21 protein-coding genes are annotated in these 21908 nt (G+C 67.9%); 10 read left to right on the plus strand and 11 right to left on the minus strand.

Annotation, left to right across the window (positions count from 1 at the left end; translation table 11 throughout):
* Nucleotides 1-12: 12 nt before the first annotated feature.
* Nucleotides 13-1032 (minus strand): Bug family tripartite tricarboxylate transporter substrate binding protein, encoded by a 1020-nt coding sequence (locus AC3WON_RS08725; RefSeq protein ID WP_492317636.1) that lies wholly within the window; start codon nt 1030-1032, stop codon nt 13-15.
* Between the two features lie 144 nt (nt 1033-1176).
* Nucleotides 1177-4191 carry an SNF2-related protein gene (locus AC3WON_RS08730; protein ID WP_492351622.1) on the minus strand — a complete coding sequence of 1005 codons (3015 nt, stop codon included), beginning with the start codon at nt 4189-4191 and terminating at the stop codon, nt 1177-1179.
* A gap of 172 nt (nt 4192-4363) precedes the next feature.
* On the opposite strand from AC3WON_RS08730, the gene AC3WON_RS08735 reads away from it, so the two are divergent.
* The 6 genes from AC3WON_RS08735 to AC3WON_RS08760 all read left to right on the plus strand — a co-directional run bounded on the left by AC3WON_RS08735 (nt 4364) and on the right by AC3WON_RS08760 (nt 8961).
* Nucleotides 4364-5284: a branched-chain amino acid transaminase gene (locus AC3WON_RS08735; RefSeq protein ID WP_010812204.1), complete on the plus strand. Its 921-nt coding sequence runs from the start codon at nt 4364-4366 to the stop codon at nt 5282-5284.
* A gap of 97 nt (nt 5285-5381) precedes the next feature.
* A complete protein-coding gene (locus tag AC3WON_RS08740) occupies nt 5382-5576 on the plus strand; it encodes a zinc-finger domain-containing protein (protein ID WP_010812205.1) in 195 nt (64 codons plus the stop codon).
* 118 nt (nt 5577-5694) lie between these two features.
* Nucleotides 5695-6717, plus strand: coding sequence for a lipopolysaccharide heptosyltransferase II (waaF, locus tag AC3WON_RS08745; RefSeq protein WP_010812206.1), 1023 nt, complete (start codon nt 5695-5697; stop codon nt 6715-6717).
* Nucleotides 6718-6748: 31 nt separating this feature from the next.
* Nucleotides 6749-7189, plus strand: a complete 441-nt coding sequence (locus tag AC3WON_RS08750; RefSeq protein ID WP_010812207.1) for a YybH family protein — start codon at nt 6749-6751, stop codon at nt 7187-7189.
* A 46-nt stretch (nt 7190-7235) separates the two neighbouring features.
* Nucleotides 7236-8330, plus strand: coding sequence for a YheT family hydrolase (locus AC3WON_RS08755; protein ID WP_492351623.1), 1095 nt, complete (start codon nt 7236-7238; stop codon nt 8328-8330).
* A gap of 40 nt (nt 8331-8370) precedes the next feature.
* Entirely contained in the window at nt 8371-8961 is a 591-nt protein-coding gene (locus tag AC3WON_RS08760; protein ID WP_492351624.1) for a DUF2946 family protein, read from the plus strand.
* 9 nt (nt 8962-8970) lie between these two features.
* Here AC3WON_RS08760 and AC3WON_RS08765 read toward each other — a convergent pair whose 3' ends face one another.
* Nucleotides 8971-10806: a beta-barrel assembly-enhancing protease gene (locus tag AC3WON_RS08765; protein WP_492351625.1), complete on the minus strand. Its 1836-nt coding sequence runs from the start codon at nt 10804-10806 to the stop codon at nt 8971-8973.
* 97 nt (nt 10807-10903) lie between these two features.
* On the opposite strand from AC3WON_RS08765, the gene moaC reads away from it, so the two are divergent.
* The 3 genes from moaC to AC3WON_RS08780 all read left to right on the plus strand — a co-directional run bounded on the left by moaC (nt 10904) and on the right by AC3WON_RS08780 (nt 12577).
* Nucleotides 10904-11383, plus strand: a complete 480-nt coding sequence (gene moaC / locus AC3WON_RS08770) for a cyclic pyranopterin monophosphate synthase MoaC (protein WP_035816150.1) — start codon at nt 10904-10906, stop codon at nt 11381-11383.
* A 229-nt stretch (nt 11384-11612) separates the two neighbouring features.
* On the plus strand, nt 11613-12047 hold the full coding sequence (locus tag AC3WON_RS08775) for a hypothetical protein (RefSeq protein ID WP_492351626.1): 435 nt from the start codon (nt 11613-11615) through the stop codon (nt 12045-12047).
* 14 nt (nt 12048-12061) lie between these two features.
* Nucleotides 12062-12577 carry a hypothetical protein gene (locus AC3WON_RS08780; protein ID WP_492351627.1) on the plus strand — a complete coding sequence of 172 codons (516 nt, stop codon included), beginning with the start codon at nt 12062-12064 and terminating at the stop codon, nt 12575-12577.
* Nucleotide 12578: 1 nt separating this feature from the next.
* Here the strand turns inward: AC3WON_RS08780 and AC3WON_RS08785 are convergent, their stop codons facing one another.
* From AC3WON_RS08785 to recA, 8 genes are all read right to left on the minus strand, one after another.
* Nucleotides 12579-14378 (minus strand): PglL family O-oligosaccharyltransferase, encoded by a 1800-nt coding sequence (locus AC3WON_RS08785; RefSeq protein ID WP_492351628.1) that lies wholly within the window; start codon nt 14376-14378, stop codon nt 12579-12581.
* A gap of 100 nt (nt 14379-14478) precedes the next feature.
* Nucleotides 14479-14970, minus strand: a complete 492-nt coding sequence (locus AC3WON_RS08790; protein WP_492351629.1) for a pilin — start codon at nt 14968-14970, stop codon at nt 14479-14481.
* A gap of 319 nt (nt 14971-15289) precedes the next feature.
* On the minus strand, nt 15290-15985 hold the full coding sequence (locus tag AC3WON_RS08795; protein ID WP_058698367.1) for a TerC family protein: 696 nt from the start codon (nt 15983-15985) through the stop codon (nt 15290-15292).
* Between the two features lie 234 nt (nt 15986-16219).
* Nucleotides 16220-17101 (minus strand): succinate--CoA ligase subunit alpha, encoded by an 882-nt coding sequence (gene sucD, locus AC3WON_RS08800; RefSeq protein WP_062796940.1) that lies wholly within the window; start codon nt 17099-17101, stop codon nt 16220-16222.
* A 99-nt stretch (nt 17102-17200) separates the two neighbouring features.
* Nucleotides 17201-18367 carry an ADP-forming succinate--CoA ligase subunit beta gene (gene sucC, locus AC3WON_RS08805; RefSeq protein WP_492351630.1) on the minus strand — a complete coding sequence of 389 codons (1167 nt, stop codon included), beginning with the start codon at nt 18365-18367 and terminating at the stop codon, nt 17201-17203.
* A gap of 89 nt (nt 18368-18456) precedes the next feature.
* Complete coding sequence (locus AC3WON_RS08810; protein ID WP_035816134.1) at nt 18457-19152, minus strand: DUF2889 domain-containing protein; 696 nt, start codon at nt 19150-19152, stop codon at nt 18457-18459.
* 144 nt (nt 19153-19296) lie between these two features.
* Nucleotides 19297-19773, minus strand: coding sequence for a recombination regulator RecX (recX, locus tag AC3WON_RS08815; protein WP_492317645.1), 477 nt, complete (start codon nt 19771-19773; stop codon nt 19297-19299).
* Nucleotides 19774-19874: 101 nt separating this feature from the next.
* Nucleotides 19875-20939: a recombinase RecA gene (gene recA / locus AC3WON_RS08820; RefSeq protein ID WP_492351631.1), complete on the minus strand. Its 1065-nt coding sequence runs from the start codon at nt 20937-20939 to the stop codon at nt 19875-19877.
* A gap of 226 nt (nt 20940-21165) precedes the next feature.
* On the opposite strand from recA, the gene AC3WON_RS08825 reads away from it, so the two are divergent.
* Nucleotides 21166-21855, plus strand: a complete 690-nt coding sequence (locus AC3WON_RS08825; protein WP_456803113.1) for a response regulator — start codon at nt 21166-21168, stop codon at nt 21853-21855.
* The last annotated feature ends 53 nt before the right edge of the window (nt 21856-21908 follow it).

The following is a 21908-nucleotide window of genomic DNA, read 5'->3' on the forward strand; positions in this document are numbered from 1 at the left end:
GGCCAGCGCGCGTCAGTCGATCGACGCGCCCACGGTTTTGACCACCCCCGCCCACTTCTGCCGATCCCCCTTCACCGTAGCCTTGAACTGATCCACGGTCTCGACCCGCGGCGTGTTGCCGGCATCGATCAGCTTCTGGCGGATCGCCGGCGTTTCCAGCGCCACCTTCACCGCATCGTTGACCTTGCGCGCGATCTTCGGATCCAGCCCCTTGGGCCCGAAGAAGCCGAACCAGATGGTGCTGTTGAAGCCGGGCAGGCCGCTCTCGGCAATGGTCGGCACGTCGGGAATCACTTGCACGCGCTGCTTGGTGGTCACGCCCAGCAGGCGCACCTTGCCGGCGCGGTACTGCGGCAGCACGCTCTGCACCTGGTTGAAGATGCAGCAGACCTCGCCCTTCACCACCGCCTGCAGCGCGTCGGGGCCGCCCTTGTAGGGCACGTGGACCATGTCCAGGCCGGCGCGCGCGTTGAACTCGGCAAAGGCCAGGTGCGTGCCGGTGCCGTTGCCGGTGGAGGCGAAGTTGTACTTGCCCGGGTTGGCCTTGACCTTCTCGATAAACTCCTTGACCGACTTCACGTCCAGCACCGCCGGGTTGACGGTCAGCACGTTGGAGACCTCGACCAGCGGCGCGATCGGGGTGAAATCGGCCTCGGCGTCGAACGGCAGGTTCTTGTACAGCGCCGGGTTGATGCCGTGCGTGGCGGCAGTGCCCAGCAGCAGCGTGTAGCCATCCGGCTTGGCATGCGCGACCACCTCGGAGGCCACGTTGCCGCCGGCGCCCGGCCGGTAGTCGTAGATGATGGTGGTCTTCAGCGACTTCTGCAGCGACTCCTGCAGCGTGCGGCCGACGATGTCGACGCCGGAGCCGGCAGTAAAGCCCATCAGGATCGTCACCGGCTGCGTCGGCCACTCCCCTTGCGCGCGGGCGGGCATGCTGACCGTGCTGACGGCAGCGGCGGCGCACAGCGCGGCCAGGCCGGTAGCGGAACGGAAGGACAAGCGCGGAAGCAGGCGGGACGAAATAGGCATGGGGGCACCGTCGGAGAGAGTCAGGACTGAACATGGGGCCGGCCGGGATCTGAGCCTCGGGCCAGCCCCACAAGATAGCAAGGATCCTGCCAAAACCAAACGACCGAGTTCGCTTGAAGGTATGCCATGCGGGCATATGGCCGCTCAGCGCCGCAGCAGGCCTACCAGTTCGTCGATCTCCGGCAAGGGCGCGCCGGTGCCGGCAGCGGCTTCTTCGTCCGCCTCCAGCAGCCCGTCGGCCAGCGCGCGCTTGTCGCGGTGCAGGTCGACGATGCGCTCTTCGATGGTGCCGGCATTGATCAGCCGGTACACCGTCACCGGACGCTGCTGGCCGATGCGGTGCGCGCGGCCCATGGCCTGGTCTTCGGCGGCGGGGTTCCACCAGGGGTCGGCAATGATCACGTAGTCGGCCGCGGTCAGGTTCAGGCCGAAGCCGCCGGCCTTCAGGCTGATCAGGAAGACATCGCCCTCGCCCGCCTGGAAGGCGGCCACGCGGCGGGTGCGCTCGGCCGCGGGGGTGGCGCCGTCCAGGTACTGCAGCGCCAGCCCGGCGCGCTCCAGCCCCTGGCGCAGCAACTGCAGGAAATCGACAAACTGGCTGAACACCAGGGTCTTGTGGCCGCTCGCGGCAAGCTCGCTGGCCAGCTCGACAAAGGCGCGCACCTTGGCGCCTTCGGACAGCTGGCCGCTGAGTTCCGGCGTGACCAGGCGCGGATCGCACGCGGCGCGCCGCAGCCGCATCAGCTGCGCCAGCACGTGGATGCGCGCCTGGGCCTGGTGCTGGGCCTGCGCCAGGGCGCGCGCTCGGGCCCCGGCAGGCGCGCCTTTGGTGGCCTTGCGTGCCGCTTCCACGCGCGCCAGCGCGGCCTCGGCCTCGGTCTGGGCCTGGCGGCGCAGGGCCTCGTAGTGCGCGGCTTCGACCGGCTCGGGCTCGACCCGGATCACCAGCTCCGTGCGCGGCGGCAGTTCGTCCAGCACCTGCGCCTTGGTCCGGCGCAGCACGAACGGCGCGATCATGCGGCGCAGCCGCTGGCGCGCCTCGCGCATGCCGCCGCGCTCGATCGGGTTGGCAAAGTGTTCGTTGAAGCGGGCCAGCGAGCCCAGCAAACCCGGATTGCAGAACCGCATCACCGACCACAGCTCGGCCAGCCGGTTCTCCACCGGCGTGCCGGTCAGCGCCATGCGGAAGCCCGACGGCAGCGCGAACATGGCCTGCGCCCGCCGCGTGACCGCGTTCTTGAAGGCCTGCGCCTCGTCCGCGACCACGGTATGCCATGCGCGCGCGCAGAACGCCTTGCTGGCCTGCTGCAGCAGCGTGTACGAGACGATCACCAGGTCATGCGGCCCGGCCTGCGCCAGCAGCGTCTCGCGATCGCCCTCGGCATAGACATGGACATTGAGCGTGGGCGCAAAGCGCCGCGCCTCGGCTGCCCAGTTGCCGCACACCGAAGTCGGCGCGATCACCAGCGCGGCGCCGCCGCCGGCGCGCGCCACCAGCACCGCCAGCGCCTGCAGGGTCTTGCCCAGGCCCATGTCGTCGGCCAGGCAGGCGCCCAGGCCCGAGGCCGCCAGCGTCATGGCCCAGCGGTAGCCGGCCTCCTGGTAGGGCCGCAGCTCAGCCGCCAGCGTGGCAGGCAGCGCGATGTCAGCCTCGCGCGCGGCGCGCAGCCGGGCGATGCGCTGGCGGAAATGCGCATCGGGATCGACGCCGGCGCCGGCCAGCACGTCATCCAGCCACGGCGTCGCCATCTGCGGGACGCGAATGCCGTCGGGCACATGCTCACCGACGCCGGCGAGGTCGCGCAGCCGGCCGCGCAGCGTGCGCGTCAGCGCCACGTAGACGCCCTGCCCCATCGGCACGAAGCGCCCGGCGTGGCTGCCGGTCCAGTCGATCAGCTTGCCCAGCTCCAGCACCAGCCCCTCGGCCACGCGCAGCTCGCCGGCCAGCCGGTACCATGCGCCGCGGCTCTCGATGTGCACGCCCAGCTGCGGCAGGTCGGCCGGCAGCACCCGCAGTTCCTTGCCGCGCGGCCATTCCACGGCCTGCACCGCGGGCAGGCCGGGCAGCGCCTCGACCACCGCGAGCGCGTCCTCCGGATCGTCCAGCATCCAGGTGTATTCGCCGCCCGGCGGCGCCAGCGCCACCAGCTGCGGCAATGCCGCGAAGACCTCGGCCACGCTGGCCAGCTCGGCATCCAGGTCGCGTTGCGTGGCCAGGGTCTCGCCGCGCACCGCGGCCATCAGGCGCTCGCGCCCGGCGCCGGGCGCGAGCCGCGGCCCGAGCGGCCCCAGCGGCGTCACCACCAGCCGCAGCGAAATGCCGCGCCCCGCCAGCCCGCCCAACGGTGCCACCTCGGCGCGCAGGCGCGCGTCAGCCTCCACCGCGCGCGATCCGCCCGCCTGGTCGGCCTGGACCTGGAACTGGCCGGCCAGCGCGCGCAAGGTCTGGTCGAGCTGGGCGTGGCCGTCCTCAGGGATCGCCAGGCCATCGCCGATCAGCCGGGCAGCCTCGAACTGCGCCGGCGTAAAGCGGATCAGCCGCAGCCGGTGCGGGCCGTCGCGCACCACCGTGAGCTGGCGCAGCGCCTCGGCCTCCTGGCGCGCGGCGGCCGGCAGCAAGGCTTCCATCGCCGGCGCCTCGCGCACCGGCGGGAACATGCGCAGCACGTAGCGGCCGGCGCTGCGCACCGCTTCCAGCGCGGGCGCGTCCTCCACCACCTCCAGCGTCTGCGACGGCGCATGCGCCAGCACCACGCCGGGGTGCCCCACCAGCGCCATCGCCGCGGCGGCGCGGTCGAGCACGTAGCGCCGGTTGTGCGACTGGTCGCGGCGGATGGCGCGGGCCACGCGGGCGTCCCAGGGCTCCAGCCGGTCGTCCTCGGCCACGCGCGCCAGCGGCACCGGCCTGGGCTTGCCCCAGCCGCGCGCGCCGCGCACCTGCTCGAGCGGCTCGATCGTGCCGGGCGCGCCGTCGGCATCCAGCGTCAGCGCCCACAGCAGGCGCCTGCCGCCTTCGGCCCCGGCGGCAGGCTCGCTGCCGGCGAGCGCGCGCAGCGCCTCCAGCGCCTGCTGCCAGCCGGGCTGCGGCGCGGACGCGCCGCCGGGGTCGGAAGCCCTGTCAGGCGGGACATCGGGTCCGGGATGTGGGGTCAAAGGCACGGCGAGTGTGGGAATCAAGGCCGCCAGCGCGGCGGCACGATGCGCGGAACAGGGCAAGAATGCCCGAAAAAGAGGATTCTAGACCGCAGCGGCGCCCGCGCCGCGTTGTGACCCATGTCCCCCGGGCTTACAATGTCGTTTTTGCTATTTCCACGGCGCAGGGAGAACAGACATGTCGATGGCGGATCGCGACGGCAAGATTTGGATGGACGGCAAGCTGATCGAATGGCGCGACGCCAAGATCCACGTGCTGACGCATACGCTGCACTATGGCATGGGCGTGTTCGAGGGCGTACGCGCCTACAAGACCCCCGAAGGCACCGCCATCTTCCGCCTGAAGGAGCACACCCGCCGCCTGTTCAATTCGGCCAAGATCTTCCAGATGGTCATGCCCTTCGACGAGGCCACCCTGGAAGCGGCGCAGCGCGAAGTGGTGCGCGCCAACAAGCTGGAATCCTGCTACATCCGCCCGATCGTGTGGGTCGGCGACGAGAAACTGGGCGTCTCGGCCAAGGGCAACACCATCCACGTGGCAATCGCGGCCTGGCCGTGGGGCGCCTACCTGGGCGAGGAAGGCATGGAGCGCGGCATCCGCGTGAAGACCTCGTCGTTCACGCGCCACCACGTCAACGTGTCGCTGGTGCGCGCCAAGGCGAGCGGCTACTACATCAACTCGATCCTGGCCAACCAGGAAGCCACCGGCCTGGGCTACGACGAAGCGCTGCTGCTCGACACCGAGGGCTATGTCAGCGAAGGCTCGGGCGAGAACGTGTTTATCGTGCGCAACGGCGTGATCTACACGCCGGACCTGGCCTCGTGCCTGGACGGCATCACCCGCGACGCCACCCTGACCATCGCGCGCGACCTGGGCATCGAGGTGCGTGAAAAGCGCATCACCCGCGACGAAATGTACTGCGCCGACGAGGCCTTCTTCACCGGCACCGCCGCCGAAGTGACGCCGATCCGCGAACTGGACGACCGCGTCATCGGCGAAGGCCGTCGCGGCCCGGTGACCAAGCAGATCCAGGACGCGTTCTTTGCCGCCGTGGGCGGCACCAACGAAAAGTACAAGAAGTGGCTGACGCTGGTCTGAGCACCGGCTGCCAGCCCCTGTTGCGCGGGCCCGGCACTGCCGGGCGCGGCACACCCGCTGTTTTCATCGAACAATAAGCATCACTCCCTGCAACACCATGACGCAAACCGCCACCATCATCGAAATCGGCGCTGAAGACATTCCGCTGCATTGCCCGACCGCCAACACCCCGGCATGGAACTACCATCCGCGCGTGTTCCTCGACGTGGCAGACACCGGCGAAGCCAAGTGCCCCTACTGCGGCACCGTCTACAAGCTCAAGCCGGGCACCGTGCTGAAGGGCCACCACTGACCCGAGCCGCCCGCATGCGCACGATCCCGACGCTCCGGGCCGCTTGCAGGCGCCCCGGAGCGTCGGCATTGCCGGCGTCCGCGCCGACGCTCCCGTGCCGGCTCCAAGCGCCCCGCCCATGAAGAAAGCCCTCGTCATCGCCCCCAACTGGATCGGCGACGCCCTGATGGCGCAGCCGCTCTTTGCGCTGCTCAAGGCGCGCCATCCGCGCCTGGTCATCGACGCACTCGCGCCCAAGTGGGTCGCGCCCGTGCTCGCGCGCATGCCGGAGATCGGCCGCGTGTTCCCGTCCGACCTCGCGCACGGCAAGCTGCAGCTGTCGGCACGGCTGATGTTCGCGCAGCAGCTCAAGAACGAAGGCTACGACCTCGCCTACGTGCTGCCGAACTCGCTCAAGTCGGCACTGGTCCCCTGGCTGGCCGGCATCCCGCTGCGCATCGGCTACCGCGGCGAAGCCCGCTTCGGCCTGCTCAACGTGCGCCACGCCAACCCGCCGCGCGACAAGCGCCCGCCGATGGTGGAGCACTACGCCCGCCTGGCGCTCAAGCCCGGCGCGCGCCTGCCCGAAGACCTGCCCGAGCCGCGCCTGCGCGTCGACCCGACGCGCATGGCGGCCACCGCCGAGCGCTTTGGCATCGCCCCGCACACGCGCGTGATCGCGTTCTGCCCGGGAGCCGAGTTCGGCCCGGCCAAGCGCTGGCCGGCCGGGCATTTCGCCAGGCTCGCGCAGATGCTGCGGCGTTCCTACCCGTATGCGCAGATGATCACGCTGGGCTCGGCCAAGGACGCCGAGATCGCCGCCGAGATCGTCAGCGAGGCCCCGTTCGTGCGCAACCTTTGCGGCCAGACCTCGCTGGATGATGCCGTGGACCTGCTGGCGCTGTCCGAAGCCGCGGTCTGCAACGACTCCGGCCTGATGCACGTCACCGCGGCGCTGAACCGGCCCCAGGTGGCGGTGTTCGGCTCGAGCGACCCGCGCCACACGCCGCCGTTGTCACAGGCAGCGAGTATCATGTGGCTGCAGCTGGAGTGCAGTCCCTGCTTCAAGCGCGAGTGCCCGCTGGGCCACCTGCGCTGCCTGAAAGAGATCGAACCTGAAATGGTGTTCGTCGAGCTGCGCAAGCTGCTGCACCGGCCCTGACCTCATTGCCCTCGCCACTTCTACTGCCACCATGCCTCGCTTTGCCCGCCTGTTCGATTCCGCCGAAGACATCGTCGAAGCCTTTCGCGAAGCGCTGAAGCTGCGCGACGCAGACGGCGCGCTGCGCCTGTGGCTGGACGAAGACTCGATCACCTGCGTGCTGCCCGACGGCCAGCGCCTGATCGGCCACGAACAGCTGCGCCAGGCCTTCCTGCAACTGCTGGAAGAACAGCCGGTGCTGGTCGATGCAATCGAGACCAGCAGCCATGCGTCGATGGCCGTGTCGATCTTCGACGTGACCGAGGCGCTGCGCTTCGGCGGCGACCGCGTCGAGGCCGACCTGTACGTGCACACCACCTATGTGCTGATGCAGAACCACGAAGGCTGGCGCCTGGCGCATATCCACTGCAGCCCGGCCAACGCGGTGCAGGTTGCCGCCGTGGCCGCCGCGCCGGGGCAGGCGCTGCACTGAACCCGCATGGCCGCCGCGCCGCGGCCTGCTGCAACACCACGCCGGCATGACGCAGCTTCCGCACCACCGCCTTCCCCAGGCCGTCCACGCCGCCCCGGCTGATCCCGCCACGGCGCCCGGCCATGGCTACGGCGAAGGCGTGCCGATGCCCTGGTGGCTGCGCGGCGGCCATGCCCAGACCATCATCCCCGCGCGCTTCACGCGCCGCCCGCCGCGCGTGAGCTTCCGCCGCGAGCGCTGGGATACCCCCGACCAGGACTTCATCGACCTCGACTGGACCACCCACCCGGTACGCCCGGACACGCCGCTGGTGGTGATGTTCCACGGCCTGGAGGGCGACTCCGGCAGCCATTACGCGCAGGCGCTGATGCATGCGCTGTCCCTGCGCGGCTGGCAGGGCGTGGTCCCGCATTTCCGCGGCTGCTCGGGCGAGCTAAACGTGGCGCCGCGCTTCTACCACTCGGGCGATTCGGCCGAGATCCGCTGGGTGCTGGAGCGCATGCGCCAGCGCCATTGCGCCAACGGGCGCAAGCTGCTGGTGGTGGGGATCTCGCTGGGCGGCAACGCACTGCTGCGCTTCCTGGGCGAGGACGGCACCAGCGCCGGCCACGTGCATGCGGCCGCGGCGATCTCCGCGCCGCTGGACCTGGCTGCCGGCGGCGCGGCGCTGTCGGCCGGCTTCAACCTGGTCTACACGCGCATGTTCCTGCAGACGCTCAAGCGCAAGTCGCTGGCCAAGCTGGGGCAGTTCCCGGGGCTGTTCGACCGCGACACGATGCTGGCCAGCCGCGACCTGTACGCCTTCGACAACGTCGTCACCGCGCCGCTGCACGGCTTTGTCGATACCGACGACTACTGGCGCCGCGCCGCCAGCAAACCCGTGCTGCGCGACATCGCCGTGCCCACGCTGGTGCTCAATGCGCGCAACGATCCCTTCCTGCCGGCCCGGCACCTGCCCGGCCCGGCCGACGCCAGCCCCCAGGTATGGCTGGAACAGCCCGAGCACGGCGGCCATGTCGGCTTCATGACCCCGCCCGAGGGCTGGCGCCGGCACCTGCCCCTGCTGCCCGACGGGCGCTTCAGCGGCGACATCGAATGGTTGCCGGCACGGATCCTGAGATTTTTTGACGGCATGATGTGAGGCGGGCGCAGTCCCCCCACGGCCCGCCGAGGAGACAGACATGGACGAGATCGTCAGGCAAGCCATGGCACGCTGGCCCAACGTGCCCAACGCCTACGGCTGGCTGGCACTGGACCGCCGCGGCCAGTGGCGCCTGCGCAATGAGTACGCCCAGCAGCACGGGCTGTCGGGCGACCCCATCCGCCATGAAGCGCTGATCGGCTTTATCGAACGCAACTACCTGTGCGACGAGCGCGGCGCCTGGTACTTCCAGAACGGCCCGCAGCGGGTGTTCGTATCACTGGGCTATGCGCCGTGGGTCGTGCGGCTGCATGAAGGCGCGTTGCGCACGACCACGCAGCAGCCCTTTACGCTGCAGGCCTGCTACGCCGACGAGCACGGCAACGTGGTGCTGGCCGGCACGGTCGAGGGCATGGCGCAAGGCAGCCCGCCGGCACAGCAGGCCGCCCTGCTGCACGACCACGACCTGGAACTGTTCAGCGGCGCCAGCACCTGGCAAGGCGAAGCCTGCGGCACTGACCTGGGCGTATTCCACCATGATGGCCGCGACATCCCGATCGAGCCGATTGCCGAGAGCGAGGTGCCCGGGCGCTTTGGCTTCGTGCGCCAGCCGGCGCCGCCGGCTGGCTGAACGCCTGCCTCAGTTAGGCATGCCCTTGCTGTCCTGCTTGTCCTCGCGGTACTGGCGCTCCAGCTGGTGCAGGCGCGCATCGACCTCGGACAGCGTGTAGAAGTCGCCATCGCCGGCCTTGCGCGCGATCTGCAACTGCTCGATCGCGGCCTGGTAGGCGCCGTCCATCGCATACTTCTCGGCCAGCGCCTGGTGCTGCTGCAAGCGCTTGCCCTGGCCCGCGTAGGCGCGCGCCAGCAGCTCCCACCATTCGCCGCGGCTGGTTTCCTGGCGCGTGCGTTCGCGCAGGAAGCGCACGGCCTCTTCATAGCGGCCTGAGCCGACCAGGGTGTCGGCATAGGCAATCGCCACCGCATGCGACAGCGGGAACACCTTCATCGACGCGCTGGCCTGGGACAGTGCCTCGGGCACGCGGCCCTGCGCGCGCGCCAGTTCCACCGCCATCACGTCCAGCATGGGGCTGCCCGAGGTGGCGCCGGGGATATTGCCGTAGAGTCGGCGCGCCTCGGCCAGCTCCTGCTCGGCGGCCGGGTAGCGGCCCAGCCGCTGCTCGGTAAAGGCAAGGCCGTAGTGCAGCGCCGGAGCGCGCAGTGCCGTTGCTCCCGGCAGTTGCGTGCGCAGCGCCGCGCGCAGATTCTGCAGGTCGCTGGGCGAAGATTCCTGGATCACGCGGGCCCGCATCCGCGCAAACTCGTATTCAGGCGTGTTGGCGACCTTGCGCTTGCTGGCATGGCTGACGCGGTCCTGCATGTCGGCAATCCGCTCGGAGGTCAGCGGGTGAGTCCGCACATAAGACGGGACCGAGTTTTCCGCGGTCCCCGATGCGCGCTGCAGCCGCATGAAGAAATCGGGCATGCCCTGCGGGTCAAACCCCGCCGCGGTCAGGATCTGGAAGCCGACCCGGTCGGCCTCGCGCTCGGCCCCGCGCGAGAACGACAGCTGGTTGGCGATGGCCGCGCCCTGCCCGCCCATGGCCAGCGCCGCCGCGGCGTCCGGGCTGCGCGTGGCGGCCAGGCCCGCCAGCACCATCGAGGCCAGCGCGATCCACATCGACTGGTCCTGCGAGGTGATGCCGCGCGCGATATGCCGCTGCATCACGTGGCCGATTTCATGGCCCAGCACCGAGGCCAGTTCCGATTCCGTATCGGACTGCACCAGCAGCCCGGTATGCACGCCGATATAGCCGCCCGGCAGCGCAAACGCGTTGATGCTGCGGTCACGCACCGCGAACAGGTCAAAGCCGGTGGCAAAGGTGCCCGCACCGGTCGAGCCGGAGATATTCTGGCGCCGCGCCGCCTGCACCAGCCGGTAGCCCAGCGCATTCAGGTAATCGGACAGCAGCGGATCCGGCACGTACAGCGGGTCGCGGCGGATATCGCGCATGATGCGGTCGCCCAGGCGCTTTTCCATGTCGGGCGACAGCGACGCCGTGGACGGGTCGCCCAGGTCCGGCAGTTGCACGCCGCCGGCCTCCACCACCGCGTTGTTGGTGCGCAGGCCGAACTCGGACTTCTGGCCCGCCTTCACGCTGCGGTTCAGGTTGTCATAGACCTGGTCGCTGGCCTCGCCCGAGATGGCGGGCACCGGCTGTGGGGGCCTGGCAGGCACGGCCGCTACCGGCGTGGCTGGCGCCGTGGCCGTGCGCGGCGTACCCTGGGGCCAGGCCGGCGCCGCCAACGTCAGCGCCAGCAGCGCCGCCAGCGGCCGCCGCCATGGCGTCCATGCGCCGCCAGCGCGGCAATGGCCGGCGCCTGCGCGATGTGACGCAGAGCCGGCGGGAACAGCGTCCGCCACGGCGCCGGGGCCGCGTGCGGCAGACCTGCGAAGCGATGGGTGTTTTGGCATGTTGCTATGATAGCGGCCTCCCGTGGCCGTTCCCATCGGATGCTTCCCAGGGACGCCGGCGGCCACCAGCACGCAGTTCGCACTGAAGCTCTCGATCATGACCCAGCTCACCCATTTCGATACCGCCGGACAGGCCCACATGGTCGACGTCGGCGACAAGGCCAGCACCCACCGCGTCGCCGTGGCCACCGGCACCATCACCATGCAGCCCGCCACCTTCGCGCTGGTGCGCGACGGCAGCGCCAAGAAAGGCGACGTGATCGGCATCGCCCGCGTGGCAGCGATCATGGCCACCAAGCGCACCGCCGACCTGATCCCGCTATGCCACCCGATCGGCCTGACCAAGGTGGCGGTCGAGTTCGCGCTGGACGAGGCCACCGCCACCGTCGCCTGCACCGTGCGCACCGAAACCCGCGGCCAGACCGGCGTGGAGATGGAAGCACTGACCGGGGTGCAGGTGGCGCTGCTGACGATCTACGACATGTGCAAGGCGGTGGACCGTGGCATGGTGATCGGCAACGTGAAACTGCTGGAGAAGCACGGCGGCAAGTCGGGGGATTGGGTCGCGGCCGGCTGACCTCCGCACGTGACGCCTGCAACACGCGCCGCGATGGGCAGTGTCACGATGTCTTACGCCAGGGTCGTTCCCCGGCAATAAAGGTAACGCCGCATTTCCAGCCGCGCCGCCGTGGCGCCGGCGCGGGACAATTTGGTATTCAATATGATTGCAGGCCCCGCGCTGGTTGGGGCCTGCTGACCCTGTCCGTGGCGTGCCATGCGGTGCGCGCGGGGATGAGGTGGATACCATGAACGGGCGCATGCTCTGCCAGATCGCCCTGGCACTCGCGGCCACGGCCGCAAGCGGCGCCGCCCTCGCCGGGCGGGCCGATTTCCCCGATACCGCTTTACACGATAGCGACGCACGCGGCGGCTTCATCAAGACGCGCACAAGCGTCGGCGTGGGCCTCTATTTCGGGCCCGGCGTGTTCTACGGCGGCTACCCGTATGGCTACCCCGCCCCGTACTACTACCCGCCCGCCGTGGTCACCGCACCCGCGGCGCCGCCGCAGTATATCGAACAGGGTCCGAACGGCCCCGTGCCGGTCCCCGGCCCGGACGGCGTAGCGCCGCAGCAGGGCTGGTGGTACCACTGCAACCAGCCCGAAGGCTACTACCCCTATGTGCAGTCCTGCCCCGGCGGCTGGCAACGCATACCGGCACAGCCGCCGGCCAACTTCTGATGCGGGGTGACACCATGCATGCCCTGACCCGCGCCACGCTGGCCGTGGCCACCCTGACCCTCGGCGCCTGCGCCGTGATGCCTGCCGGCCCCAGCGTGATGGTGCTGCCGGGCACCGGCAAGAGCTTCGACCAGTTCCGCGCCGACGACTACAACTGCCGCCAGTTCGCCTTCGGGCGGGTGGGCGGTGTCTCGTCCGCGCAGGCCGCCAACAATGCCGCCGTCGGCAGCGCCGTGGTCGGCACCGCCCTCGGCGCAGCCGCGGGCGCGGCCTTTAATGGCGGCTCGGGTGCGGCGGTGGGTGCAGGCGTCGGCCTGCTGACTGGCGCGGCGGTCGGCGCTGGCAATGCCCAGTACGCGGGTTACGGCACGCAACAGCAATACGATGCCGCCTACGTTCAGTGCATGTACGCCAGCGGCAACCGCGTGCCGGCCCCCGGACGCGTGGCCGCTGCGCCGCCGGCACCTCGGTACTACTACTATCCGCCGCCTCCGCCGCCGGTCTACTACAGCCCGTACCCGTACTACTAGGTCAGTCCCGGGGCCATTCGGAGTACCGACGCGAACGGTCGCCGACCCATGCGCAGAATCCCTGCGGGCGTTGGTCTGCTGCCAGATCGCGGCATGCCTTCGCAATCTCGGCGTATTGCGCAACTTCATCGCCAAGGTAGTACCAGCGCAGCCGTTCCATCCACTGGCGGCCTTGCGCAGGATCGCCGGTCAGCGCCAGCAGCCATGCGGTGCGCGCGATCATGGTCGGCGTAGGCAGCAGGTGGACGGCCGCGATGTGGGCGGGCAACAACTCGGCCGCATTGGCCGGCGTAATCGTGGCCAGGCCGGCAGCATCGGCCTGCGCGTGCTGGCGGAACCAGAAGCGCGGCATCGGCAAGGCGCTGCGGCCTTCGCTGCTGGCGTATTCGCGCGCTTCGGCGCGGCGGTAGTCTTGCCACATGGTGGCCAGCACGATCGCGGCTACCACGACAAACGCGATCGCCAGTCCACGTGCCACTGGCATCGGCACGCGCCAACGCCCGAAGCCCGACGGCTCCAGCCAACCGAGCATGAAGCAGAACGGCAGGAAAAAATAGAGGTAATGCAGCGGGTATTCGAGCATCGAATGCGCGCACAGCATCGCCAGCCAGGTAAGAACCAGCACGGTCTGCTTGCGCTCTTCGCCATCGCCGTGCCACAGGCGAACGCGAATCACGCGCCATAGCCACGCCAGCAGGATCAGGCCTACGCCGGCGGTGCCGACGATGCCCGTCTTCGCCAGCAGGTCGAGGATGGCGTTGTGGGCGTGCAGGGACATCTCCACCTTCACGCCGACTTGCTGCAACTGCTGGAATTGCGCCCAGCCGAACTCGCCCCAGCCGACGCCGAACCAGGGGTGGGAGCGGAACATTGCCAGCGCGTGGGTCCACAGTGCGCTGCGTGCGGACATCTGGTCTTCTGCTTCGAGTTGGGCGATGGTGTCGAACAGGCGCCAGTCGAAGGCTTGCCCTGCTGCGCGGATTGCGGGTTGCAGGATCAGTAGCATTGCCACCATTGAGACTGCTGCGACGAGCAGGCCGACGGGTCGCTGCATCGGATCCGAGTCGCGCCGCTCGCCTCGTGCGAGCCACGCGGCGACCAGTGCATAGACCGCAGCCAGGCCAACATGCAGCACGCCGGTGCGCGATCCGGACAGCACGATGCCGCTTTCCAGCAGGGCCACGGCGGCGAGCCACATCGGGAAACGCAGGCGGCCGCGCGAGGCCAGCCACATTGACGCCACCAACGCCAGGCCCTCAACGGTGGCCTGGTGGTTGGGCTGGTTCAGGTTGCCCCAGAGGCGGCGGTTGCTGTCGTAAAAGTAGCTGGAGACGAGGCCGAAGGCACGGGGTTCGAGATGGAACAACTGCACCCATTGCGTGAGGGTACCCAGCAGGCCGGCGATGAGGAAGGCGGTGGCGAGAGTGTCGCCGATGTTCTGAGTGGATGCCGCAGACGTGCCTCGGTACGACCATGCGGCGCATGTCACCGCTGCGCCCAGGAACAGCGTGAGGATGGTGGTGAGGCGGCTACCGGTGATGTCGTGATGGCCAGTGGCGCCCAAGACAAGTCCGACGGCGACCAGCCAGAGAAACAGCAGTGTCACCCACGGCAGCGACACTCCAGGCGATGCCACGGGGCGGCGACCCGCATGGATAGCGAGGACGGCGAGCGCGCAGAGCGCGGCGGTCCATTCGCCGTAGAACGTCGCCAGCGGCAGCGTGTGCCGGGAGATTAGCAGCGGGACGAAGATTGCTGCGAAAAGGGCGGCCGACGGTAGGAAGGTCCTGGACGGCAGCATTAGCGCGGCTGTTTAGGGAAAAGGCGCATGATAGCTTGCAGGGTGAACAAAGAAAAAGCGCCCGAAGGCGCTTTCCATACAACCTACGTCAATCCTGTCGTTACGGGCGGCAGTTTCCCGGACGCAGGTTGTTCGGCAGGGTGCCGCCGAGGGAGCAGCTCCACTGGTTGGGCCAAGTTGCTCCAGCGGCCACGTCTAGGGCCATCGCTGCGCCAGCGGCGTCCACGGGAGTGAACAAGAGCGTCGGTGCTGCCGCCGTTCCCATAACAGCCTGATTGTAAGTGATGGTGATCACGCCTGTATCTGCGATAGCGACGCTGTTAACACTCGGCGTCGCGGCCGGCGCGACCCAACCGGTGGCGGCGATCATGGCGCCAATCCCGCGCGACTGGAAAGTTTCTGTAACCGCCGTCTTCGCCGAGGAAGCCAGTGCAATGCCTTCAGAGACGCGTGCGCGTCGCGTGTAATCCTGATACTGCGGAATTGCAATGGCCGCCAGGATACCAACGATCGCCACCACGATCATCAGTTCGATCAGCGTAAAGCCCTTCTGGACACGACGGCCCAGTTTCTTCAGTTGTACCCGTTGCATGATTTGACCCCTCGAAGAGATTTTGGTTGAGCGTTGCACGTCTTCGGTTTCGTGACGCGGGGACTATTGAGCAGTAAGCGTGCCAGCGGCATCCCCCATCCGCAGGGGGTGAAAAGCGACAAATTTCGTCACCCGTCAGGGGGGATGCATGCCGTATGCGCCAAAATTTGTCACTCGCGTCCCCTACCACCGCGCGAAGCGACAAAATGTGCGATCACTCACATGAGTTAGTTGGCCAAGGCACCGACGACCGCCTTGCCGGCGCGCCAACGAAAAAGGGCGGCCAGCTGGCCGCCCTTCTCGCCTGGGCGGAACCTCGTCAGGCGGCCTGCGCCGACCGGCGGCTCAGCAGCTTGCCCATGATCACCACCAGGATCGCGCCGGCGGCGCCGAATACCAGGTGGGCGTGCGGCACGTGGACTTCGAACCAGGCGGCGTCGACCGGGTCGCTGACCAGCATTTCGCCGGCCAGGTAGCCCAGCAGCGCGGCGCCCAGCACGATGATGACCGGGAAGCGTTCCATCACCTTGAGCAGTAGCGTGCTGCCGAACACGATCAGCGGGATCGACAGGCCCAGACCGATGATCAGCAGCATCAGCTGGCTGCCCTCGGGGCCCTTCTGCGCGGCGGCGGCCACGGCCACCACGTTGTCGAGCGACATCACCAGGTCCGCGATCAGGATGGTGCGGATCGCGGCCCAGATATTGTCCTTGCCGTCGTGGCCTTCCTCGTCGTCATCGCCGGTCAGCAGTTGCACGCCGATGTAGACCAGCAGTACGGCGCCGACGATCTTCAGGTACGGCAGGCTCAGCAGCTTGACCGCGGCCACGGTCAGCACCACGCGCATGATGATGGCGGCGGCGCTGCCCCAGAAGATGGCTTTCTTTTGCTGGGCGGGCGGCAGGTTGCGCGAGGCGAGCGCGATCACCACCGCGTTGTCGCCGGACAGGACGATATTGGTCAGGATGATCGATCCCAACGCAATCCAGAATGTGGTGGAAGACAGCAGTTCCACGGGAGGGCTCCTCGAATTTTATAGATGGCACACCCGTCATCTGACGGGATTTCGGATGTCTCGAAACACGGACATGACTGTTTACCGCACGAACCTTTCGATTAGATTTCAATCTTGTAATGTTTCGTGCCGGAAGCCACGCCGAACCGTCCTCCAGAACGACAATGCCCCCGCACGGGCGGGGGCATTGTCTGGTTCTTCATCCCCGCGCTAGCGGGAATGAGGAGGTACAACTTACAGCATTGCCTTCAGCAGGCGGCCCATCTCCGACGGGTTCTTGGTCACCTTGATACCGCAGGCTTCCATGATTTCCAGCTTGGCCTGGGCGGTATCGGCACCGCCCGAGATCAGCGCGCCGGCGTGGCCCATGCGCTTGCCCGGAGGCGCGGTCACGCCAGCGATGAAGCCAACCACCGGCTTCTTCATGTTGTCCTTGATCCAGTTGGCCGCGTTGGCTTCGTCCGGACCGCCGATCTCACCGATCATGACCACGGCGTCCGTTTCCGGATCGTCGTTGAACATCTTCATCACGTCGATGTGCTTCAGGCCGTTGATGGGGTCGCCACCGATGCCGACGGCCGACGACTGGCCCAGGCCCAGCGCGGTCAGCTGGCCCACGGCTTCGTACGTCAGCGTGCCCGAGCGCGACACCACGCCGATGCGGCCCTTCTTGTGGATGTGGCCCGGCATGATGCCGATCTTGATTTCGTCCGGCGTGATCAGGCCCGGGCAGTTCGGTCCCAGCAGCAGGGTCTTCTTGTTCTCGCGGCGCATGCGGTCCTTGACTTCCATCATGTCGCGCACGGGGATGCCTTCGGTAATGCAGACCACCAGGTCCAGGTCGGCGTCAACGGCTTCCCAGATCGCGGCAGCGGCGCCTGCGGGCGGCACGTAGATGACCGACACGGTGGCGCCGGTCTGGGCCTTGGCGTCCTTGACGCTGGCGTAGATGGGAATGCCTTCGAAGTCTTCGCCGGCCTTCTTCGGGTTCACGCCTGCTACAAAGGCGTTCTTGCCGTTGGCGTAGTCGCGGCAGCCACGGGTGTGGAACTGGCCGGTCTTGCCGGTAATGCCCTGGGTGATGACCTTGGTGTCTTTGTTGATCAGAATCGACATGCTGTAATCCTTTGCTTGGCTACGAGCGGCGCGCACAGGGGCTCAAGGGAGCGCCTGCGCACCGCTCGCGTTCGCGTATGGTTGCGTTCGTGCGACGGCTTACTTGCCAGCGGCAGCGGCCACCACCTTCTGGGCGGCTTCTTCCATCGTGTCGGCCGAGATGATGGGCAGGCCCGAGTCGGCCAGCATCTTCTTGCCGAGGTCTTCGTTGGTGCCCTTCATGCGCACGACCAGCGGCACCGTCAGGTGCACGGCCTTGGAAGCGGAGATCACGCCTTCGGCGATCACGTCGCAACGCATGATGCCGCCGAAGATGTTGACCAGGATGGCCTGCACGTTCTTGTTGCTCAGCATCAGCTTGAAGGCTTCGGTCACCTTCTCGGTGGTGGCACCGCCGCCCACGTCGAGGAAGTTGGCCGGCTCGCCACCGAACAGCTTGATGGTGTCCATGGTGGCCATGGCCAGGCCGGCGCCGTTCACCAGGCAGCCGATGTTGCCGTCCAGCGAGATGTAGGCCAGGTCGAACTTCGAGGCTTCGATTTCGTTGGCGTCTTCTTCATCCAGGTCGCGGTAGGCCACGATTTCCGGGTGACGGAACAGCGCGTTCGAGTCGAAGTTGAACTTGGCGTCCAGCGCGATGACCTTGCCGTCGCCGGTCAGGATCAGCGGGTTGATTTCGGCCAGCGAAGCGTCGGTTTCATAGAACGCCTTGTACAGGCCTTGCAGGGCCTGGCGGGCTTGCGCCACGCTCGCGTCGGGCACGCCGATCTTGCGGGCGATGTCGTCGGCTTCAGCGTCGGTCAGGCCGATCGACGGCTCGATGATCAGGGTGTGGATCTTTTCCGGGCTGTGGGCAGCGACTTCTTCGATGTCCATGCCGCCTTCGCTCGAGGCCATCAGCGCGACCTTCTGCGAAACACGGTCCACCACCAGCGAAACGTACAGTTCCTTCTTGATGTCGGCGCCTTCTTCGATCAGCAGGCGGTTGACCTTCTTGCCTTCCGGGCCGGTCTGGTGCGTGACCAGCTGCATGCCCAGGATGTTCGAGGCGTAGGTCTTGACGTCGTCGATGCTCTTGGCAACCTTCACGCCGCCGCCCTTGCCGCGGCCACCCGCATGAATCTGGGCCTTGACGACCCACACCGGGCCGCCGAGCGTTTCTGCGGCCTTCAGGGCCTCGTCAACCGAAAACGCGGGGATGCCGCGCGGAACCGGCACATTGTATTTGCGCAGGATTTCCTTGCCTTGATACTCATGGATATTCATGCGTGTTTCCTTTCGGGTAGGCGTAAAAGGTAGAAGGGAAGAATCTGAAAGAAGACGAACTCTCTCGTCTGGCTGGCCAATCCTGAGAATCAGCCGGAGGTGCCGGTCGGCCGCTCGGCCGGGACAGCGTCGTTGCCATCATTGCCGCGGTCGCCATTGGCCGCGGGCGGCGCCTGAGGCGCAGTTGCGACGGCAGGTGCTGCCTCGGCCCGTACCTTGGGCGTCGGCTGGTGACCATACCAGCGCGGGTAAAACTGACGAACCACCTCGCCATCGAAACGCAGGGCGTGGCAGCCGTTCAACTGATAGGGCGGCTCCGGATTCGGGTCGTCCTCGCCGTTGTCGCGGATATTGATGACTTCACCGGCAAAGGCCTGGATCGCCGTGCTGGGCAGCACGCCAGCGGCCTCGGTCAGGTGCGAGCAACCATGCATGCCGCCCAGGCGCTCGCGCACGGCCTTGCGAAAGCCCTTGCGCAGGTTCAGGCCGATCAACTTGCGGTAAGCCGGGCCGATCGTGTCGCAATGGGACGGATACGGCACCCAATCCGAGCAGGCCTCGGCATCCAGCACCGTCATTTCCTCATTGATGGTGACGCGCAGCCACAGGTCGTGCAGTGGCTGGCCTACCGGGCGGACGCGGTCGCCGGCCAGTTCGATGTCGCGAGGCTTGGTGTCGGTCAGGCGCACCTCGATGTCCCACAAGCCGTCCTCTCTCTGGTACGCCTCGGCCGAAATGGCGCGACGGTGACGCTGGGAGCGGTTGACGGGCTGGGACAGAGGCATGGCCAGGCTGGAAATACGGGGGGCTGGGGAACGGCGGTGCCGGAGCACCGAAAACCGGGGGAGTTTAACATGCCGCGCCGCTTTGGCCGGGAACATCCTTGTGCAGCAACTGTCGCAGCGGGATTGTCGGCCGACCATGGCGCATCAGGCCTCGCCACCGTCGTCGCCGTAGTCTTCGTCCGCACCCTGGATGATCTTGCTGACGACCGAACGCGAAAACCCGCGCGCCACCATGAAGCGGATCTGCTTGGCCCGCGCCTCGGGCGTGTCCGGCGGGGTGCCGAAGCGCTTGCGCCAGACCTCACGGGCGCGCGCCACTTCCGTGGCGCGCAGCCGCTCCTGCAGATCGCCCAGCTGCTCGCTGCCGAGCTTGTGGGTCTTGGCTTCCTGCATCACGCGCGCGGTGCCGTAGCGGGCGCCGCGGCGGTGCACCAGGCTGTCGGCAAAGCGCTGGTTCGACAGCCAGTTCTCGCGCTCCAGCGCGTCCAGCAACTGCTCCAGCTGCTCGGCCGACTCGGCATGCGGCGCCAGCTTGCGCGCCAGTTCGGCGCGGCTGTGCTCGCGGCGCGACAGGTAGCCGACAGCGCGGGCCTTCAGCGAAAGCGGGGGACGGGTTGCCATGGTTGCCGGAATCTGTGGATGGAGGGGTCCGCGCCAAGCAAAAAGGCCGGGGCATCGGCGATGCCCCGGCCTTCCTGATGGCGCAATGGCCGCTGGCGCGGTCAGTCTTCGACCGCTACCGGCGTGGCAGCCGCCGTGGGGTTCATGGCCACCACGCCCAGCGCGGCGCGCACCTTGTTTTCAATCTCGGCGGCGATGTCAGGGTTCTCGCGCAGGTATTCGCGCGCGTTGTCCTTGCCCTGGCCGATCTTGTCGCCGTTGTAGCTGTACCAGGCGCCGGACTTCTCGACGATCTTGGCGTCCACGCCCAGGTCGATGATCTCGCCCTGGCGCGAGATGCCCTGGCCGTACAGGATGTCGAAGAAGGCTTCGCGGAACGGCGGCGAGACCTTGTTCTTGACCACCTTGACCTTGGTCTCGTTGCCGATCACGTCGTCGCCCTTCTTGATCGAGCCGATGCGGCGGATATCCAGGCGCACCGAGGCGTAGAACTTGAGCGCGTTGCCGCCGGTGGTGGTTTCCGGCGAGCCGAACATCACCCCGATCTTCATGCGGATCTGGTTGATGAAGATCACCAGGCAGTTGGTGCGCTTGATGGTGCCGGTCAGCTTGCGCAGCGCCTGGCTCATCAGGCGGGCCTGCAGGCCCGGCAGCGAATCGCCCATTTCGCCTTCGATTTCGGCCTTGGGCACCAGCGCCGCCACCGAGTCGATCACGATCAGGTCGATCGAGCCCGAGCGCACCAGCGCATCGGTGATTTCCAGCGCCTGTTCGCCGGTGTCCGGCTGCGAGATCAGCAGGTCGCCGACGTTGACGCCCAGCTTGTTGGCGTAGCTGACGTCCAGCGCGTGCTCGGCGTCGATAAAGGCGCAGGTGCCGCCCAGCTTCTGCATCTCGGCCACGACCTGCAGCGTCAGCGTGGTCTTGCCCGACGATTCCGGACCATAGATCTCGACCACGCGGCCGCGCGGCAGGCCGCCGACGCCAAGCGCGATGTCCAGGCCGAGCGAACCGGTGGATACCACCTGAATGTCCTTCTCGACCTCGCCGTCGCCCAGGCGCATGATCGAGCCCTTGCCGAACTGCTTCTCGATCTGGGAGAGCGCGGCGGCAAGCGCCTTCTGCTTCTCGGCGCTCACGCCGGCACCTGCCTTCTTGTCGTCCATGGTCGTCCTTGAATCAATGGTGTATAAATAGGCCGCATGTGGCGCGGCACCGGCATTTTCCGGCTCCAGCGCCGGCCCGGCTGTCTGCGCGGCCGCTCTCCAGGGGGTCTCCCCGGGCAGCCCCAGCGGAACGTGCGGGTACTGTATAAAAAAACAGTATGCTTGGCAAGCCCCATCGTGCCCCATTCCGCCGGCGCCGGCTATGCCGGCCAGGGTGGAGACAACCATGCGCATTCTGATCGCCGAAGATGACGACGTGCTGGCCGACGGCCTGACGCGCTCGCTACGCCACTCGGGTTATGCCGTCGATCACGTCACCAACGGCCTGGAAGCCGATTCCGCGCTGTCGACCCAGACCTTCGACCTGCTGATCCTGGACCTGGGCCTGCCGCGCATGTCCGGGCTGGAAGTGCTCAAGCGCCTGCGCGCGCGTGGCGCCATGCTGCCGGTGCTGATCCTGACCGCCGCCGACAGCGTCGACGAGCGCGTCAAGGGCCTGGACCTGGGCGCCGACGACTATATGGCCAAGCCCTTTGCCCTGTCCGAGCTTGAAGCGCGCGTGCGCGCGCTGGTGCGGCGCGGCGCCGGCGGCGGCGCCACGCTGATGCGGCACGGGCCGCTGGCCTACGACCAGGTCGGGCGCATCGCCTATCTCAACGACCAGATGCTGGACCTGTCCGCGCGCGAGATCGGGTTGCTGGAGATACTGCTCACACGCAGCGGCCGCCTGGTATCGAAAGAGCAACTGGTGGACCACCTGTGCGAGTGGGGCGAGGAAGTCAGCAACAACGCCATCGAGGTCTACGTGCACCGGCTGCGCAAGAAGATCGAAGTCGGCGGCATCCGCATCGCCACCGTGCGCGGGCTTGGCTACTGCCTGGAGAAATTCCAGCCGGCGGTGGCCGCGCACGACTGACCTCCGTCCAACGCCACCGCAGGCCAAGCGACCGACCTGAGCGCAAACCGCCG

The sequence above is a fragment of the Cupriavidus sp. FW305-46 genome, from assembly GCF_058787075.1.